Raw genomic sequence first — 18,343 nt, 5'->3', positions numbered from 1 at the left:
GCACGATCGGCATGAAAGTTTCAGGATGGCGTTTTGGGCAGCGTGTCGGCGAGCTGCGCGATCTGCTCGACAGACTGGCCCGCCAGTGCACGCTGGATGCTGCGGTTCATGCGGCGCTGCGCAAATGCATCGGTCTGCCGCGTCAGCGTTTCGGTGGCCTGGCGAATCTGCTCGATGTCTCCGCTCTGTTCGGCCTGCGCCAGCGCGGCCATGTCGGCGTGTATCTGCGCGTCTTCCTCGGCAGTCAACAGGTCGCGGTCGAACTGCATGGCAGCGCGCGTTGCGGCCAAAAGGGCTTGCGCCTCCACCCGCGCCTCCTGCAGCATGCGGGCATCGCGGTCATCTGCAGCGTGCGCCACGCTGTCTTGCAGCATCTGCGCGATCTGCGCGTCGTCCAGGCCGTAAGAGGGTTTGACCTGCACCTGGGCCTGCACCCCCGTGGTCAGTTCCTGCGCGCTGACTTCGAGCAGGCCGTCGGCATCGACGGCAAAGGTCACGCGGATGCGCGCAGCCCCCGCCACCATCGGCGGAATGCCACGAAGCTCGAAGCGCGCCAGTGAACGGCAGTCGCTCACCAGTTCGCGTTCGCCCTGCACCACATGAATGGCCATGGCGGTCTGTCCGTCGCGGAAGGTGGTGAAGTCCTGCGCGCGGGCCTGAGGGATGGTGCTGTTGCGCGGCAGGATGTGCTCGACCAGTCCGCCCATGGTTTCCACCCCGAGCGACAGGGGAATGACGTCAAGCAGCAGCACGTCGTCGGCCCCGGCATTGCCTGCCAGCGCGTTGGCCTGAATGGCGGCGCCCAGCGCCACCACCTGATCGGGATCGAGGTTGGTCAGCGGCGCCTTGCCCATGGCGCGCGCAACCGCCTGGCGGATCATGGGCATGCGCGTGGCGCCGCCCACCAGCACCACGCCCTGCACTTCCGAGGCGCTGACCCGCGCGTCGCTCAAGGCATGGTGGAGCATCCCGAGGGTGCGTTGCACCAGGTCTGCACTGGCCTGCTCGAAATCGGCACGCAGCAAGGCGCCGGTGTGATGCGTGCCATCGGGCAGCGGGACGGTGTACTGGACGGCATCGGTCGTGCTCAGCGACTCCTTGGCCTGGCGCGCGGCCATTCGCCACTGCCGCTGCAAGCTCGTCGACAGATCGGGATTGCCGGTCTGCTGCCGCATCAGCGCCTCGATGCGCTGGTCGAAGTCGTCTCCGCCCAGCGCCGTATCCCCGCGGGTGGCGACGACTTCGAACACCCCCTTGGTCAAGCGCAGGATCGAAAGATCGAAGGTGCCGCCGCCCAGGTCGTAGATCACATACAGCCCCTCGACGCCCTGATCCAGACCGTAAGCCAGGGCGGCCGCCGTGGGCTCGTTGATCAGCCTCAGGACATGCAGTCCAGCGAGTTGCGCGGCATCCTTGGTGGCCTGGCGCTGCGCATCGTCGAAATAGGCGGGCACGGTGATCACCGCGCCGACCAACTCCCCGCCCAGCGTGTCCTCGGCCCGCCAGCGCAGCACCCGCAGGATGTCGGCGGAAGCCTGGACCGGCGTGATTTCGCCCGCCGCCGTCTGGAAACGAACGACGCGCGGGTCGTGGGCGATACGGTAATGCGCAAGCGCCGCCTGCGGCAGATCGCCCGGGCTGCGCCCCATGAAACGCTTGACCGAGACCAGCGTATTGGCAGGATCGATCGCCTGCTCCTCGCGCGCGCGCAGGCCCACTTCGGCACGGCCATCGGCGTGGTAGTGCACAACCGAAGGCAGCAGCACCTGGCCCTGGGTATCGAGCAGGCATTGCGCCGAGCCGTTGCGCACGGCGGCGACGAGGGAATGCGTCGTCCCCAGATCGATGCCCACGGCACGCCGGTGCTGATGCGGGTCGGGCGACTGTCCGGGTTCGGAAATTTGCAACAAGGCCATGGCAAGGGAAACGGAATCGCTCAGCCCGGACGGTGCCGACCACGGACGCCGGAGCAAGACATCAAGAAAGAGTGGACTACCGCGCGGCAGGCTGCGGCAAAGCATCCGCCGTGCGCCGCAATTCTTCGGCAAAGCGGTCGAGAAAAAGCAGGGCGCGTACCTGCTCGGCTGCCACTTCGGGCGCATTCTGCTCGTCGAGCGCCTGGCGTATCGCTTCGAGACGCTCGGCGCGCTGCGTCTGCACTTCAGCCTGCAGCGCCTGGAGCCCGGCTGGATCGGCAGCTTGTCGCAAATCGTCGAGGGTTTCCCGCCATTGCATCTGCTGCAGCAGAAATTCGGCTGGCATGGCGGTATTGTTCTCTGCCTGGATCGGCACGCCGCGCCGCTCGCACAGATAGGACGCGCGCTGCACCGGGTTCTTGAGGGTGAGATAGGCCGCATTGGCCTGCGCCGCCCATTGCATGGCCAGGCGCTTGTCGCGATCGCTGCCGGAAGCGAAACGGTCGGGGTGCACCTGCGACTGCACCGCCAGCCGCGCTCGCTCCAGTCGCGCCACATCGACGGCAAAGGTCTCGGGAAGGCCGAACAAGGCGAAGTAGGACTGGTTGAGATCCATCAGATCAAGCCGACGAAGCGGAGGCAAACAAGCGCAAGCAAACAAGCCGGCCGCAGACAGGCGGGCGGCGGCGATGGGCACGCATCTGCCCGATCAGACGCGGAACGATTCGCCGCAGCCGCAGCGATCTTTCTCGTTGGGGTTGTTGAACTGGAAACCTTCGTTCAATCCCTGACGGATGAAGTCGAGCTCGGTACCGTCCACATAGGCCAGACTCCTGGGATCGACCAGGATTTTGACACCGTGACTCTCGAAGGTCAGATCATCCTCTGCCGCCTGATCGACGAATTCGAGCTTGTAGGCCATGCCGGAGCAACCCGTGGTCTTCACGCCCAGACGCACCCCCATCCCGGCACCGCGTTTGGCGAGATGGCGCTGCACCTGCTGCGCGGCACGCTCGGTCAATGTGACAGACATCTTCTTTCCTCGTTGCGGCAATCAGGCGGGCTGGGCCTGCTCGGCCTGGCGTGATGACGCTGCACCCTTCGGGTCATGGCGCTTCTGATAATCGCTGACCGCCGCCTTGATGGCGTCTTCGGCCAGAATGGAGCAATGGATCTTGACCGGCGGCAGCGCCAGTTCCTCGGCGATCTGGCTGTTGCGGATTTCGAGCGCCTGGTCGAGCGTCTTGCCCTTGACCCATTCGGTGACCAGGGAGGACGAGGCGATGGCCGAGCCGCAGCCGTAGGTCTTGAAGCGGGCATCCTCGATCACGCCCTGATCGTTGACGCGAATCTGCAGCTTCATCACGTCACCGCATGCCGGGGCGCCCACCATGCCGGTGCCGACCTGCGGATCGTCCTTGGCGAAAGAACCCACATTGCGCGGGTTTTCATAGTGATCCACCACTTTGTCACTGTAAGCCATGATCGTGTCCTCCTCGAAGCGCCCGCCGAAAGCGGCGAGCGACACATCCAATAATTCCGATTTCTATTGTCGGCTATTTGTACAACCCTGATGCGGATAGGCGCTTAGTGCGCCGCCCACTGGATGGTGCTTAGGTCGATGCCTTCCTTGTACATATCCCAAAGCGGCGAGAGGTCGCGCAGCTTGGCCACGCTCTCGCGCAACTGGCGCACGGCGGAATCGATTTCCTCCTCCGTGGTGTAGCGGCCGATGGTCATGCGCAGCGAGGAATGCGCCAACTCGTCGCTCCGCCCCAGGGCGCGCAGCACATACGAGGGCTCCAGGCTGGCCGAAGTGCAGGCCGAGCCGCTGGACACCGCAATGCCCTTGATCGCCATGATCAGCGATTCGCCCTCGACGTAGTTGAAGCTGATGTTGAGGTTGTGCGGTACGCGGCGCTCGAGGTCGCCGTTCACATAGACCTCCTCGATGTCCTTGAGTCCGTCGAGCAGGCGCTGCTGCAGCATGCGGGCGCGCTCGATGCTCGCGCCGAGTTCGGCCTTGGCGATGCGAAAAGCCTCGCCCATGCCCACGATCTGATGCGTGGGCAGGGTCCCCGAACGCAGGCCGCGTTCATGTCCGCCGCCATGCATTTGCGGAATCAGCCGCACGCGCGGCTTGCGCCGCACATACAGCGCGCCGATGCCCTTGGGGCCATAGGTCTTGTGCGAGGCCAGGCTCATCAGATCGACCGGCCAGGCCTGCAGATCGATCACCATCTTGCCGGTGGCCTGCGCGGCATCGACGTGGAAAACGATGCCACGTTCGCGACAGATGCGGCCGATTTCCGGAATGTCCTGAATCACGCCGATTTCATTGTTGACCAGCATGACCGAGACCAGAATGGTGTCCGGGCGCAGCGCCGCCTTGAGCACATCGAGATCGAGCAGGCCGTTGGGCTGCACATCGAGATAGGTGGCTTCAAACCCGCGGCGCTCCATTTCGCGCACCGTGTCGAGCACCGCCTTGTGCTCGGTCTTGACGGTGACGATGTGCTTGCCCTTGCCCTGGTAGAACTCCGCCGCACCCTTGATGGCGAGGTTGTTCGACTCGGTCGCGCCCGACGTCCAGATGATTTCCTTGGCGTCGGCGTTGATCAACTCGGCCACCTGCTCACGGGCCTTCTCCACCGCAGCTTCCGCCTCCCAGCCCCAGGCATGGCTGCGCGAGGCCGGGTTGCCGAAATGCTCGCGCAGCCAGGGAATCATGGCATCGACCACGCGCGGGTCCACGGGCGTGGTCGAAGCATAGTCCAGGTAAATGGGGAGATGCGGCGTGATCGACATGGTGGGAATGCTCAGGAAAAAGAATTTGTCATGCGAAGAATCACCCGACGCTCACTGCTGGTCAGAGCCGCCGGGCTTGAAACTCTTGAAACCGACCTCAGCCCAGCGTCTGCGCGAGGTTGAACACCGAATTCGGCGCCTTGACCTTGATCGGCTTGGCCGTCACCGGAAGCGGCGACACGGGTTTGCGGGTCACGGCCACCTCTTCCACCGTGACTCCCCTGGCGAGGTTCTGCTCCACCAACCCTTTGAGGTTGACCGAATCGAGAAACTCCACCATCTTGGCGTTGAGCTGAGCCCATAGGTCGTGCGTCATGCAAGGGCCGCTGTCTTCGCCATTGCAGTTTTCCTTGCCACCGCACTGAGTGGCATCGAGCGGCTCGTCCACGGCGATGATGATGTCGGCAATGCTGATCTCTTCGGCTTTGCGTGAGAGTGTGTAGCCGCCGCCGGGCCCGCGCACGGAGTCGACCAGTTCATGACGGCGCAGCTTGCCGAACAGCTGCTCCAGATAAGAAAGCGAAATATGCTGGCGCTGGCTGATGCCCGCCAGAGTCACGGGGCCCAAGTGTTGACGCATGGCCACGTCGATCATCGCGGTTACGGCAAAACGTCCTTTGGTGGTCAGTCGCATGGCGGCTCTCCTCAACATGAATGATGGCCAGTTGCAACGTCAGGGCGGTTGCCTTGGGGTAGGCTTGCAGCAGACATTACACAGTGCCGGAATGAAAATACCCGACGAAATTTTGGGGCGATCATAAGATTCCCGATGTTTTTCGTCAACTACTCAGACTTTTCTCACCCCCCAAAGTTCCGAGGCAGAAGACAAATTTTTCTATGGCGGGCGCAGGGGCATTCAAGCCCCATGGTTTATGCTGATTGGCGAATCAATCGAACGCATCAATAGAACCCATGCGACTGACCCTGCGGCAGATGGAAGTGCTGGTGGAAATAGCGCATAGCCGCAGCGCCACCGCCGCAGGCGAAGCCCTGTCCATGTCGCAATCCGCCGTCAGCGCGGCTCTGGCCGAACTGGAGGCGCAACTGGGCGAGCGGGTATTCGACCGGGTGGGCAAGCGCCTGGTCTTGAACGATTCCGGTCGGCTGCTTCTGCCCCGGGCCATGGCCATTCTCGACCAGACGCGCGGTATCGAAGCGCTGTTCGGCGCCGGGGCTGCTGCATTGCGCCTTGGCGCGAGCAGCACCGTGGGCAACGCCATCGTGCCGGACATCATGGCGGCCTTCTGCCGCGAGTTTCCCGCCGCCCAGTTCTGTCTGCGCGTGGGCAATACCCAATCCATCGCCGAGGCGGTGGCGCAGTTCGAGGTCGATCTCGGGCTGGTCGAAGGCGCCTGCCACCGAGATGATCTGGCGATCCAACCCTGGCTGCGCGATGATCTGGTCGTGGTCTGCGCCCCCGGCAACCCGCTGGCGGGCCGCGAGGTCGGACTGGACGAGCTGCGCGCTGCCCGATGGCTGCTGCGCGAGGTCGGTTCGGGCACACGCGAGACGGTCGAAACGCTGCTGCTCGACCAATTGCACGGTTTCGACCGCGCCATGGTGCTGGGCAGTTCGGAGGCTATCCGCAGCGCGGCCATCGTCGGCCTGGGGGTGGCCTGCATGCCCCGGCGGTTGGTGCGCGATGCGCTGGAACGCGGCCAGCTCGTCACCGTGCGCAGTCCGCTGGCGCCCATGCACCGCACGCTCTACATCGTGCATCACCAGAAAAAAACCTTCTCCCAGGCGCTGCAACGTTTTCTGCAGTTCTGCCAGACTTGGCAGGACGATGTTTCCACTCCTGACTGATCCACAAAATCCCTTGCCATGAACTCAGATCCTGTCGCCCCCGTCACTCCCCGCCTCACCGCGCTGTCGCATGGTGGCGGCTGTGGCTGCAAGATTGCGCCGGGCGTGCTGTCCGACATCCTGAAAAAAAACGCACCGCTGCTGCCCAGGCCGCAGGCCCTGCTGGTCGGCAACGAATCTTCGGATGATGCTGCGGTTTACCTGCTCAACCCCGAGCAGGCGCTGATTGCCACCACCGATTTTTTCATGCCCATCGTGGACGATCCCTTCGACTTCGGGCGGATCGCCGCGACCAATGCCATTTCCGACATCTACGCCATGGGCGGCACTCCCATCATGGCGCTGGCGCTGGTGGGCATGCCCATCGGCACCATCCCGTTGGAGACCATTGCCGACATTCTGCGCGGCGGCGAAACCATCTGTGCGCAGGCCGGCATTCCCATCGCCGGAGGGCACAGCATCGATTCGGTCGAGGCGATCTACGGACTGGTGGCCATGGGTCTGGCGCACCCCAGCCACATCCGCCGCAACGACAGCGCCCAAATCGGTGACGTGATCGTGCTGGGTAAACCGCTGGGCGTGGGCATTCAGTCGGCTGCGCTCAAAAGCGACGCGCTCGATGCCGCGGGTTACGCGCGCATGATCGCCCACACCACGCAACTCAACACCCCCGGCAAGTCGCTGGCGCAACTGCCCGGCGTGCATGCCCTCACCGACGTCACCGGTTTCGGTCTGCTCGGCCACCTGCTGGAAGTCTGCCGCGGCTCGGGTCTGCGGGCCGAAGTGCATTTCGCCGACGTGCCCCTCATCGAAGGCGTGGCGGAACTGGCCAGCTCGGGCCACACCACGGGCGCGTCGCGCCGCAACTGGGCCGGCTATGGTGCAGAAGTCGCGCTCGCCGCCGATCTGCCGCCGCTGGCGCAAACCCTGCTCACCGATCCGCAGACCTCCGGCGGCCTGCTCGTGGCCTGCTCACCGGAGCAGGTCGGCGAGGTGCTGCGCATCTTCCGCAACGAGGGCTTTGCCCAGGCCGCCGTCATCGGCATATTGAAGCCGGGCACTCCGGGCATCGACGTGCGCGCCTGAGCGGCCCCGCCCGGCCGCCCGAAGGGGGCGTTCAACTCCCTTGGGGAGTCGAGCGTAGCGAGGAGGGTAGTCCAGTGAGCGCTGCCGTCTTTCTTGCCGCTCATTTCCTTGCTCTGTGGCGATTGGCGCCACGGAGTGCAAGGCTTTTCACCCCCCATTGCTGCGGGCAAACCCGAGTCCGAGAAGTTCGGTTCGCGTCTGTTACATCCCTATACTTCGGCCGCGGACTGTTTCATCTCTGTCATGCGATGAATCCATGCCATGACAGTTGACTGAACAAGCAGCCGCCTACGACTCGTTCACAAAAAAATTCGGGAGATGTCTTGAACGCCTTACTTGCCCTGTCCCGCGGGATCGACTGGCTCAACGAGCGCGTGGGCCGCCTCGCCCTCTGGCTCATCCTGGCCTCGGCCATCATCAGCGCGCTCAACGCCGTGGTGCGCAAAGCCTTCGACTACAGCTCGAACGCCTTTCTGGAAATCCAGTGGTACCTGTTCGCCGCGGTGTTTCTGCTGGCCGCCGGCTACACCTTCTTGCACAACGAGCATGTGCGCATCGACGTGATCTCCAGCAAACTTTCTCCACGCGGACGCAACTGGATCGACATTTTCGGCATCGTGTTCTTCCTGTTTCCCTTCGTGGTCGAAACCGTGCGTCTGTCGCTGCCGACCGTGATCAACGCCATCGCCTCGGGCGAAATGTCGAGCAATGCCGGCGGGCTGATCCGCTGGCCGGTCTACATCCTGGTGCCGATCGGTTTTTCGCTGCTGGGGCTGCAGGGCATCTCCGAGCTGATCAAGCGCGTGGCTTTTCTTCGCGGCCTTATCGACGATCCGCTGGTGAAAAAGACGGAAAAAACGGCCGAAGAAGAACTGGCCGAATTCATGCTGGCGCAGAAACAAAAGCAGAAGGAGGCGAAGTAAATGACCGCCTTCCTCGTTGCGAATATCGCGCCCATCATGTTCGGGGCGCTGGTGGTGTTTCTGCTGGTGGGCTTCCCGGTGGCGTTCAGTCTGGCCGCGTGCGGCCTGCTGTTCGGCTTCATCGGCGTGGAACTCGGGCTGATGCCGCAGGCGCTGCTCGAAGCCATTCCGCTGCGCATCATCGGCATCATGCAGAACGACACCCTGCTGGCCATTCCCTTTTTCACTTTCATGGGGCTGATCCTGGAGCGCAGCGGCATGGCCGAGGATCTGCTGGAGACCATCGGGCAGTTGTTCGGCCCGATCCGCGGCGGCCTGGCCTTTGCAGTCATTCTGGTGGGCGCGCTGCTGGCGGCAACCACCGGCGTGGTGGCGGCCTCGGTCATTTCGATGGGCCTGATCTCACTGCCCATCATGCTGCGCTACGGCTACGACCGGCGTCTGGCATCCGGCGTGATCGCCGCTTCGGGCACGCTGGCGCAGATCATTCCACCCTCGCTGGTGCTCATCGTCATGGCCGACCAGCTCGGCCGCAGCGTGGGCGATATGTACAAGGGCGCGTTCATTCCCGGCTTCTTGCTCACCGGGCTGTATCTCGCCTATGTGATTGGCGTCACGCTGGTCAAGCCGCAATGGGCGCCTGCGCTGCCGCCCGAGGCACGCACCCTGCGCGAACCCAATGGCGACAGCGGTCTGCGCTCGTTGGGCATCCTGTTCGGCCTGGTGCTGATTTCCAGCATCGTGCTGGCCGGGAACTACGACGCACTGCTGAGCTGGCGTGCCGGCCACGAAGTCACCGCCGCGCTGGATGAAACCATCGTGGTGGCGATGAGCTTCGGGGTGCTGTTGTCGCTGGTGCTGGCCTTTCTCAATCGCGGTCTCAAACTCAATCTGCTGTCGCGCATGGCCGAGCGCGTGACCTTTGCCCTGGTACCGCCGCTGACGCTGATCTTCCTCGTGCTGGGCACGATTTTCCTTGGCGTGGCCACGCCGACCGAAGGCGGGGCGATGGGCGCCGTGGGCGCACTGATCATGGCGCTCAGCCGCAAGCGGCTCAATGTCGATCTGCTCAAACAGGCGCTCAACGCCACCACCAAACTCTCCACCTTCGTGCTGTTCATCCTCATCGGCTCCACGGTGTTCAACCTGGTGTTCCAGGGGCTCGATGGGCGCGTCTGGGTGGAGCATCTGCTCACCACTCTGCCCGGCGGGGTGCTGGGCTTTCTCATCGTGGTGAATATCCTGGTGTTCGTGCTGGCCTTCTTCCTCGACTTTTTCGAGCTGTCGTTCATCATCATCCCGCTGCTCGGGCCGGTGGCCGAGAAGCTGGGCATCGACCTGATCTGGTTCGGCGTGCTGCTGGCGGTGAACATGCAGACCTCGTTCATGCACCCGCCCTTCGGCTTCGCGCTGTTCTATCTGCGCAGCGTCGCCGCCAAGGATGATTACACCGACAGGGAAACCGGCAAGCGCATCGCTCGCGTCACCACCGGTCAGATCTACTGGGGTGCGGTGCCCTTCGTGATCATCCAGATCATCATGGTCGGCTTGATCATCGCCTTCCCCGGCCTGGTCACCAGCGGCCTGGGTCACCACAAGGAAGTGGACATCGACAAGGTGCAGATCATCGGGCCTTCGGATGACAGCAGCTACGCGCCCATCGTCCCGCCGAGCTTCGGTGGCTCCGAGGCCGCGCCGGCCGCCGAGGAAGAAGATCCCGCCGCAGCGCTGATGCGTTCGCTCCAGCCCGAACCGGCCAGCGCGGCATCCAGGTAAGGCGCAGCAACAACGGGAGTCATGTGGTTTCGTCAGCAATCAATTGCTTGAGGTCATGCACAAAAGCCTCGGGAGGATTGCTGTCGGAACCGAGCAGATGAATGCGCCCGCTGCGGCCGAAGATATACACGCCGGCGCTGTGATCGACCACATAGTTCCCTTGCGCATCGGGCTTTCCATAGCTGAATATCACACGATAACGGCGTGTAATCGCATCGATTTCTTTCATCGTCCCGGTCAGTCCGATCGCGTTCGGGCTGAACGCCTGGGTGTACGCCCTGAGAATGGTGTGGGTGTCCCGCTTGGGATCGACGCTGACGAACAGAATGCGCACATCCTTGCCTTCGGGTCCCAGTTGCTGCACCACGTTGGACATGAGCTGCATGGTGGTCGGACAGACATCGGGGCAATGGGTGTAGCCGAAATAGAGCAGGACGATCTTGCCCTTGTAGTTGTCCGCCGTGACCTTTTGCCCCAGATCGTTGGTGAGATGGAACTCCAGATCGGGCATCACGCCGGTGATATTGCTGAGTTCCCAAGTCTGGTTGTTAGAGTGTCCGCAGCCCGCCAGCGGCAGGGCCAGAGCGCCCAGCAAAACGAGGCGGCGCGACAGAAATGAGGAGGAGGACCACGTCATGGTGAATTCCGCGAAAAACGTCTGTTTTCAAATCAACCCGCATTGTGCCGCGTCTGGATCGGCCAAGCGTCACAACTCTTTACCGGGACAGGCGCAACCAAAAAACCGCTCAGCCACTCCAATGCGCTCTGACTGCATCTGGAGTGCGCCATGTCCAAACCTGCCTTTCTCAAAGCCTTGCTGGCCGGTGGACTCACCACCCTGGCCACTGCGGCGCTCACGGTTCACGCCGCCAGCGCGCCCAAGGCTCCGCTGGTCGCCATCCATGTGTTGCATCTGGCCCCGCTCACTCATCACGCCCTGCCCCTGGTCGCACTATCGCCGGGACAGCGCGTGATGGTGGTGAATGACACCCAGCGTCCCCTGCAGGTCAAGGGCCAGGTACGCGGCAGCAGCGCTTAGTCGCAGCGCTTGGTCGTCTCAAACCAGCTTCTGCCACCAGCTTTTGTGCGCATCGGCGAGGAGCTGGCGCACATCATGGGCGATGCCTTCGGGCGGGGTCAACTCGGTGCCGATGAGTCGTCCTTTGCCATGCGGGCCGAAAACATAGATCGCAGCGCTGTGATTGACCACGTAGTTCCCATGCGCATCGGGTTTGCCATAGGAATAGCTGACGTGATAGCGGCCCGCCAGCGTCCTGGTCTGAGCCACCGTGCCGCTCAGACCGATGGCGCTGGACATGAAGGCATGCACATAGGCGTCGAGCACTTTGGGGGTATCGCGCTTGGGGTCGACCGTGACGAAGATGACCTGCACATCCTTGGCAAGAGGCCCGAGCAACTGCTCGGCGCGGGCCAGATGCGCCATGGTGGTCGGGCAGACGTCCGGGCAGTGCGTGTAGCCGAAATACAGCAGCACGACCTTGCCGGAAAAGTCTTTTGAGGATTCCAACTGGCCGCTGCTCGAAGCCATGTCGGTGAACTGCAGCGGTTGCATGACCTTCGGGCCGATATAGTCCATCGCCCATTTCTGCTGTTCTTCATGCTGCGCACAGCCCGTCAAGGCCAAGGTCAGGGCTAAACCTGCGAATGACAAACGAAACATGGCACTCCTCCCCATCGGTCCTTGGTAAAAGAACGGAGCGGCCCGCCCAGGTTTGGTTCGCGGCGCTTGCGGGTAGTCACAACTTTCACACCTCGTCTTGCCCGCGGATCCTGCCTGCGGAAAACCCCCTGTGCAGCCCCCGCGTTCCTGTGTAGATTGGCGTCAATGGCCCGTCGGACTTGAAGAGTCCAGGCGAATGATCGACGGGCTGTCAATGGTTAATTGATGATCATGCCAGCCGATGTTTTTCCAAATCTTCCAGGGAACTGGTACGGCAGCGCTCGCTTTGCCGGGCTCTGCGCCGTTGTGCTGGCCGGTTTCATCGGGTCTTTCGAAGCCCATGCGGCAACTGGCAAGCAAGCGCCGAACACCCAGCAACAAGCCGTACAACAAACCGTCCTTCTGGGCTTGAATTTCGGCCTTGCCGTCGGCAATCAGCAGGAGCAGTACGTCGCCGCCCAAAAGCTGACCTCGCTGGTGGGCAGCGCCATCCAGCGCAAAGTCATCTGGGAAAGCGGTTTCAATCTGGCCAAACTCCAGACTGCGGGCCGCGATGGCACCCCGCCCTACCGCTTCGCCTTCGTCAAACCGCCCAATCTCACCGCCGTGCTGCTGGCCAAGGGCTGGCATCTGGTGGCCGTGGGGCAGAACACCCTGCACTTTGGCACCGATCTCATCGCCCAGTCCTGCCCGGGGCAGGCAGGCAAGGTATTGCTGGGCGGGAGTTCCCTGAGCATTCTGGGCATGAGCGCCCTGCCGCCGCAGGTCTGCGTGCCCGCCGATCGGGTCTGGCGGTCGCCTTCGGCCATCATGCTGGCGCCGAAACAGGGCAGCCTGGTCGATCTCGTCGCGCAGAAAATCTGGCGCGAGCAGGGCGGCTCGCTGCCCCGCATCTCCCGGGTGAAAACGCAGAACGCGGTGATCGGCCTGATGCGCGACATGCATGTGGCCGCAGTCGGCGTGGTCACCCCGGTGGTGGCCAAGGCCTGGGCCGCGCAGGGCGGTGTGGTGCTGGCGCACCGGCCCATGCCCTTCTGGGCGCTGGTGGCTGCGCCCGACGTGCCCCAGCAACAGGTGCAAGCGGTACGCAGCGCGCTGCTCGGAGCTTCCGCCAGCGAGGTGAACCATGCGCTGCGCATTCCGGGATGGGAAGCCGGCGACCCCCAGCAGTACGCCGACTTCCTGAAGTGGCTCGAAGGCTGAAGGGCTGAAGCCCTCTCGCCCCTTGGACTTCAACCGCGGTCGAACACGATCTCGCCGTTCCTGACATCGACCGGGATCACGTCCTTCGGCCCGAACCGGCCTTCGAGGATCAGCTTGGCCAGCGGGTTCTCGATGCGGCTCTGGATGGCGCGCTTGAGCGGCCGCGCGCCGAACACCGGATCGAATCCGGCACGAGCGATTTCCGCCAGCGCCGCGTCGCTGACGTCCAGTCGCATGTCGAGCTGCGCCAGCCGCTCCTCCAGGCTGCGCATCTGGATGCGGGCGATGTCGGCGATCTGCGCTTCGCCCAAGGCGTGGAACACCACCACCTCGTCAATGCGGTTGAGGAATTCGGGACGGAAATGCTGCTTGACCTCGTCCCACACCGCGTCGCGGATGACCTGATGCGGCTGCCCGGCCATCGCCATGATGTGGTGCGAGCCAAGGTTGGAAGTCATCACGATCACCGTGTTCTTGAAGTCGACGGTGCGCCCCTGGCCGTCGGTCAGGCGGCCGTCGTCGAGCACCTGCAGCAGCACGTTGAACACGTCCGGGTGCGCCTTCTCGACTTCATCGAGCAGGATCACGCTGTACGGCTTGCGCCGCACCGCCTCGGTCAGGTAGCCGCCCTCCTCGTAGCCGACATAGCCGGGCGGCGCGCCGATCAGCCGCGCGACCGAGTGCTTTTCCATGAATTCGCTCATGTCGATTCGCACCATGTGCTCGTCGGTATCGAACAGGAACTCGGCCAGCGCCTTGGTCAGCTCGGTCTTGCCCACACCGGTGGGCCCGAGGAAAAGGAAGGAGCCATACGGCCGGCGCGGATCGGACAGCCCGGCGCGCGAGCGGCGGATGGCGTCGGACACCGCGCGGATGGCCTCATCCTGCCCGACGACGCGGCGGTGCAGGCGCTCTTCCATGTGCACCAGCTTGTCGCGCTCGCCCTGCATCAGCTTGGACACCGGGATGCCGGTCGAGCGCGACACCACCTCGGCGATTTCCTCCGCCCCGACCTGGGTGCGCAGCAGCCGGCGCCCCTGCGTCTGGCCGCCCGCGGTCTCCTTGGCCTGCGCTTCGTGCAGCCGGCGTTCGAGTTCGGGCAGGCGGCCGTACTGCAGCTCGGCGACCTTGTTGAAGTCACCCTTGCGCTTGAGTTCCTCGATCTCGAAGCGGATTTTGTCGATCTCTTCCTTGACCTGCGCCGAGCCCTGCACCGCGGCCTTCTCGGCCTTCCAGATCTCGTCCAGGTCGGCGTATTCGCGGTCGAGCTTGGCGAGTTCCTCGTCGATCAGCGCCAGCCGCTTGCGCGAGGCTTCATCCTTCTCCTTTTCGACTGCGGCCTTTTCGATCTTGAGCTGGATGCGCCGCCGGTCGAGCTTGTCCATCGCCTCGGGCTTGGAGTCGATCTCGATCTTGATCTTGGCCGCGGCCTCGTCGATCAGGTCGATCGCCTTGTCGGGCAGGAAGCGGTCGGTGATGTAGCGGTGGCTCAGCTCGGCCGCGGCGACGATCGCCGGGTCGGTGATCTCGACGCCGTGGTGCACCTCGTATTTTTCCTGCAGGCCGCGCAGGATGGCGATGGTGTCCTCCACGCTGGGCTCGTCGACCATCACTCTCTGGAAGCGGCGCTCCAGCGCGGCGTCCTTCTCGATGTATTTGCGGTATTCGTTGAGCGTGGTGGCGCCGATGCAGTGCAGCTCGCCGCGGGCCAACGCCGGCTTGAGCATGTTTCCCGCGTCCATCGCGCCCTCGGCCTTGCCGGCGCCGACCATGGTGTGGATTTCGTCGATGAACACGATGGTCTGGCCGGCGTCCTGCGCCAATTCCTTGAGCACGTTCTTGAGCCGTTCCTCGAACTCGCCGCGGTACTTGGCGCCGGCGAGCAGCAGCGCCATGTCGAGCACCAGCAGGCGCTTGCCGCGCAGACTGTCGGGAACCTCGTCGTTGACAATGCGCTGCGCCAGCCCCTCGACGATGGCGGTCTTGCCCACGCCGGGCTCGCCGATGAGCACCGGGTTGTTCTTGGTGCGGCGCTGCAGTACCTGGATGGTGCGGCGGATTTCGTCATCGCGGCCGATCACCGGGTCGAGCTTGCCCTGGCGGGCGCGTTCGGTCAGATCCAGTGTGTATTTCTTGAGCGATTCGCGCGCGCCCTCGGCCTCGGCGCTGTCGACGCTCTGCCCGCCGCGCACGGCTTCGATGGCGGATTCGAGCGATTTGCGGGTGAGACCGTGCTCACGCGCGATGCGCCCGGCCTCGCCCTTGTCGTCGGCCACCGCGAGCAAAAACAGCTCGCTGGCAATGAACTGGTCGCCGCGCTTGGTCGCTTCTTTTTCCGTGACATTGAGCAGGCCATTGAGCTCGCGGCTGACCTGCACATGGCCGTCGGTGCCCTCGACCTCCGGCAGACGGTCGATGGCCTGCGCCACGGCGGAGGTCAGCCCCGGCACATTCACGCCCGAGCGTGCAAGTAGCGCCTTGGGTCCATCCTGCCCGAGCAGGGCGTGCAGCAGATGCACCGGCTCGATATAGGCGTTGCTGTGGTTGACCGCAAGCGACTGTGCGTCGGCAAGCGCTTCTTGAAACTGGGTAGTGAGTTTTTCGATCCGCATGGAATCCTCCGTCATGAACTGCCGCATAGATACGGCTTTTCAGGTGGATTTTCAAGCGCGGGTGTGTCGGTTCTGTTGCGCTGTGTTCAGCTCAGATCGATTTCAGCGCTTGAGCTTGGCGAAAGCCGCCGCCATGGCGGTGTTTTGCGATGCGGGTGCGGCGGCTGCGCGGCGGCCATCCGATCGCCCCGCCTCCTGACGGACACGCGGGCGAGTGGCGCCCTGCCCCGCCTGCGCACGCGCGGCATCGCGCGCGGGGTCGGCAGGCCGCATCGACAGCGCGATGCGCTTGCGCGCCACATCGACCTCGACCACGCGCACCTTGACGATGTCGCCGGTCTTGACCACCTCGCGGGCGTCGTTCACGAAGCGCTGCGCCATTTGCGAGACATGCACCAGGCCGTCCTGGTGCACGCCCAGATCGACGAAGGCGCCAAAGGCGGTGACATTGGTGACCGTGCCCTCCATCTGCATGCCGGGCTGGAGCTGGGCGATGTCGTGCACGCCATCGAGCAGCCGGGCCGTGCGGAATTCGGGGCGCGGATCGCGGCCGGGCTTCTCCAGCTCGGCGAGCACGTCGCGCACGGTGAACGCGCCGAAGCGCTCATCCACGAACTGTTCGGGGCGCAGCCGGGAGAGGGCTTCGCGCTGCCCCATCAGCGCCTCGATGGGGCGCCCGGCAGCGGCCAGCAGGCGTTCGACCAGCGGATAGCTCTCGGGGTGCACGCCGGTGCGGTCCAGCGGATTGTCGCCGCCGTTGATGCGCAGAAAACCCGCGGCCTGCTCGAAGGTCTTGTCGCCCAGACCGCGCACCGCCTTGAGCGCCTCGCGGTTGGCAAAGGCGCCGCTCTGGTCGCGGTGCAGCACGATCTGTTCGGCGATGCGCGCGCTCAAACCGGCGACGCGAGCGAGCAATGGCGCCGAGGCGGTGTTCAGATCCACGCCGACGGCGTTCACGCAGTCTTCGACGATGGCGTCGAGCTTGCGCGACAACGCCGTCTGGTTCACGTCGTGTTGATACTGCCCCACGCCGATGCTCTTGGGGTCGATCTTCACCAGCTCGGCCAGCGGGTCCTGCACCCGGCGGGCGATGGACACCGCCCCGCGCAGGCTCACGTCCAGATCGGGAAACTCGCGGCTGGCCAGGCTGCTGGCCGAGTAGACCGAAGCGCCGGCTTCGCTCACCGTGAGCTTGGCCAGGCCGGGCCGGTTCACGCTGCGCAGCAGTTCGGCGGCGAGCAGATCGGTCTCGCGGCTGGCCGTGCCGTTGCCGATGGCGATGAGCTGCACGCCGTGACGTCGCACCAGCGCCGCCAGCGTGGCCAATGCGCCCTGCATGTCGCGCCGCGGCTCGAAGGGATAGACGGTGGCGGTGTCGAGCAGCTTGCCGGTGGCATCGACCACCGCGACCTTCACCCCGGTGCGGATTCCGGGGTCCAGTCCCATCACCACCTTGGGGCCGGCGGGCGCGGCCAGCAGCAGATCGCGCAGATTGGCGCCGAACACGTCGATGGCCACGGCCTCGGCCTGTTCGCGCAGCCGCGACAGCAGCTCGCGTTCCAGGGTGAGGGAGAGTTTGACCTTCCAGGTCCACTGCACCACCCGGCGCAGCCAGTCGTCTGCCGCACGTCCCTGATGGCTCCAGCCCAGCAGCACGGCCAAACGCCCCTCGGCCAGGGCGGTCAGCGTCGGCACGGTCGCCCCCTCCGCCGCGGGCGGCAGGTCGATGCGCGCATCGAGCACTTCTTGCGCGCGCCCGCGCAGCACGGCGAGGGCACGGTGCGAAGGCACTTTGTCCAGCGGCTCGGCGTAGTCGAAATAATCGCGGAACTTGGCGCCTTCCTGCTCTTTTCCGGCGCGCACCTGGCTCAACAGATGGCCGGTCTGCCACAGCCATTCGCGCATCGGCGCCACCACCGCCGGATCTTCGGCCCAGCGCTCACTCAGAATGTCGCGTGCGCCGTCGAGACAGGCCTGGGGCGTGGAGGTATCGGCCGCCTCGGTGCTGACTTGCGGGCGGACAAACCCGGCGGCGGCCTGCAACGGATCGGTCTGCGGCTGCCGCCACAGCAGGTCAGCCAACGGCTCCAGCCCGGCCTCGCGGGCCTTTTGCGCCCGGGTCACACGGCGCGGCTTGTACGGCAGGTAAAGATCTTCGAGCGCCTGCTTTTGCGTTGCCGCATCGATCGCCGCGCGGAGTTCGGGCGTGAGTTTGCCCTGCTCGGCGATGGACTGCAGCACCACGGCGCGCCGGTCTTCCAGTTCGCGCAGGTAAATCAGGCGCTCCTCCAGCATGCGCAGGTGGTCGTCGCTCATGCCGCCCGTCACCTCTTTGCGGTAGCGGGCGATGAAGGGCACGGTGGCGCCACCGTCCATCAACTCGATGGCCGCCTGAATCTGCGGGGCGGGAAGCTGCAGTTCGGCGCTGAGCGCCTGCAGCACCCGTCGCGCAGCGGCCTGGGGTTGGGCAAACGGGTTGGGAGTGGCACAATCGGCAACGGTCATGGCTGATCATCAAGTACGGGCAAAGCC

At 64.5% G+C, this 18,343-nt stretch carries 17 protein-coding genes; 6 read left to right on the top strand and 11 right to left on the bottom strand.

Annotated features, from left to right (window positions below; genetic code table 11):
* Positions 1-20: 20 nt before the first annotated feature.
* The 6 genes from hscA to iscR all read right to left on the bottom strand — a co-directional run bounded on the left by hscA (position 21) and on the right by iscR (position 5,358).
* Entirely contained in the window at positions 21-1,916 is a 1,896-nt protein-coding gene (hscA, locus tag RBR52_RS00400) for a Fe-S protein assembly chaperone HscA (protein WP_320375197.1), read from the bottom strand.
* 76 nt (positions 1,917-1,992) lie between these two features.
* Positions 1,993-2,532: a Fe-S protein assembly co-chaperone HscB gene (gene hscB / locus RBR52_RS00395; protein ID WP_320375196.1), complete on the bottom strand. Its 540-nt coding sequence runs from the start codon at positions 2,530-2,532 to the stop codon at positions 1,993-1,995.
* 93 nt (positions 2,533-2,625) lie between these two features.
* Positions 2,626-2,949, bottom strand: coding sequence for an iron-sulfur cluster assembly protein IscA (gene iscA, locus RBR52_RS00390; protein ID WP_320375195.1), 324 nt, complete (start codon positions 2,947-2,949; stop codon positions 2,626-2,628).
* Between the two features lie 21 nt (positions 2,950-2,970).
* Entirely contained in the window at positions 2,971-3,399 is a 429-nt protein-coding gene (gene iscU, locus RBR52_RS00385; protein WP_320375194.1) for a Fe-S cluster assembly scaffold IscU, read from the bottom strand.
* Positions 3,400-3,503: 104 nt separating this feature from the next.
* A complete protein-coding gene (locus RBR52_RS00380; protein ID WP_320375193.1) occupies positions 3,504-4,724 on the bottom strand; it encodes an IscS subfamily cysteine desulfurase in 1,221 nt (406 codons plus the stop codon).
* A gap of 97 nt (positions 4,725-4,821) precedes the next feature.
* Positions 4,822-5,358, bottom strand: coding sequence for a Fe-S cluster assembly transcriptional regulator IscR (gene iscR / locus RBR52_RS00375; protein WP_320375192.1), 537 nt, complete (start codon positions 5,356-5,358; stop codon positions 4,822-4,824).
* A 278-nt stretch (positions 5,359-5,636) separates the two neighbouring features.
* Here iscR and RBR52_RS00370 point away from each other — a divergent pair, with 278 nt between their 5' ends.
* The 4 genes from RBR52_RS00370 (at position 5,637) to RBR52_RS00355 (ending at position 10,315) form a co-directional block, all read left to right on the top strand.
* Positions 5,637-6,530: a LysR family transcriptional regulator gene (locus RBR52_RS00370; RefSeq protein ID WP_320375191.1), complete on the top strand. Its 894-nt coding sequence runs from the start codon at positions 5,637-5,639 to the stop codon at positions 6,528-6,530.
* Positions 6,531-6,548: 18 nt separating this feature from the next.
* Positions 6,549-7,616 carry a selenide, water dikinase SelD gene (gene selD / locus RBR52_RS00365; RefSeq protein WP_320375190.1) on the top strand — a complete coding sequence of 356 codons (1,068 nt, stop codon included), beginning with the start codon at positions 6,549-6,551 and terminating at the stop codon, positions 7,614-7,616.
* Positions 7,617-7,939: 323 nt separating this feature from the next.
* Positions 7,940-8,539, top strand: a complete 600-nt coding sequence (locus RBR52_RS00360) for a TRAP transporter small permease subunit (RefSeq protein WP_320375189.1) — start codon at positions 7,940-7,942, stop codon at positions 8,537-8,539.
* On the top strand, positions 8,540-10,315 hold the full coding sequence (locus tag RBR52_RS00355; RefSeq protein ID WP_320375188.1) for a TRAP transporter large permease subunit: 1,776 nt from the start codon (positions 8,540-8,542) through the stop codon (positions 10,313-10,315). It abuts the gene before it with no gap.
* 19 nt (positions 10,316-10,334) lie between these two features.
* Here RBR52_RS00355 and RBR52_RS00350 read toward each other — a convergent pair whose 3' ends face one another.
* Positions 10,335-10,952 (bottom strand): SCO family protein, encoded by a 618-nt coding sequence (locus RBR52_RS00350; protein WP_320375187.1) that lies wholly within the window; start codon positions 10,950-10,952, stop codon positions 10,335-10,337.
* A gap of 150 nt (positions 10,953-11,102) precedes the next feature.
* On the opposite strand from RBR52_RS00350, the gene RBR52_RS00345 reads away from it, so the two are divergent.
* Positions 11,103-11,354, top strand: a complete 252-nt coding sequence (locus RBR52_RS00345) for a hypothetical protein (protein ID WP_320375186.1) — start codon at positions 11,103-11,105, stop codon at positions 11,352-11,354.
* A gap of 18 nt (positions 11,355-11,372) precedes the next feature.
* On the opposite strand, the gene RBR52_RS00340 is transcribed toward RBR52_RS00345, so the two are convergent.
* Both RBR52_RS00340 and RBR52_RS00335 read right to left on the bottom strand, forming a co-directional pair.
* Positions 11,373-11,996 (bottom strand): SCO family protein, encoded by a 624-nt coding sequence (locus tag RBR52_RS00340; protein ID WP_320375185.1) that lies wholly within the window; start codon positions 11,994-11,996, stop codon positions 11,373-11,375.
* A gap of 162 nt (positions 11,997-12,158) precedes the next feature.
* The gene (locus RBR52_RS00335; protein ID WP_320375184.1) at positions 12,159-12,386 is read right to left on the bottom strand and encodes a hypothetical protein; all 228 of its coding nucleotides are present in this window, start codon (positions 12,384-12,386) and stop codon (positions 12,159-12,161) included.
* Positions 12,387-12,404: 18 nt separating this feature from the next.
* On the opposite strand from RBR52_RS00335, the gene RBR52_RS00330 reads away from it, so the two are divergent.
* The gene (locus RBR52_RS00330; RefSeq protein ID WP_320375183.1) at positions 12,405-13,199 is read left to right on the top strand and encodes a hypothetical protein; all 795 of its coding nucleotides are present in this window, start codon (positions 12,405-12,407) and stop codon (positions 13,197-13,199) included.
* Positions 13,200-13,228: 29 nt separating this feature from the next.
* On the opposite strand, the gene clpB is transcribed toward RBR52_RS00330, so the two are convergent.
* Positions 13,229-15,811, bottom strand: a complete 2,583-nt coding sequence (gene clpB, locus RBR52_RS00325; RefSeq protein WP_320375182.1) for an ATP-dependent chaperone ClpB — start codon at positions 15,809-15,811, stop codon at positions 13,229-13,231.
* 102 nt (positions 15,812-15,913) lie between these two features.
* A complete protein-coding gene (locus tag RBR52_RS00320; protein ID WP_320375181.1) occupies positions 15,914-18,316 on the bottom strand; it encodes a Tex family protein in 2,403 nt (800 codons plus the stop codon).
* Positions 18,317-18,343 lie beyond the last annotated feature (27 nt).

The sequence above is a fragment of the Thiomonas sp. genome, assembly GCF_034007205.1.
In the GTDB taxonomy this organism is placed as follows: domain Bacteria; phylum Pseudomonadota; class Gammaproteobacteria; order Burkholderiales; family Burkholderiaceae_C; genus Thiomonas.
Note: the sequence above shows the minus strand (reverse complement) of the source record. Positions and strands in the feature narration are given on the sequence as shown.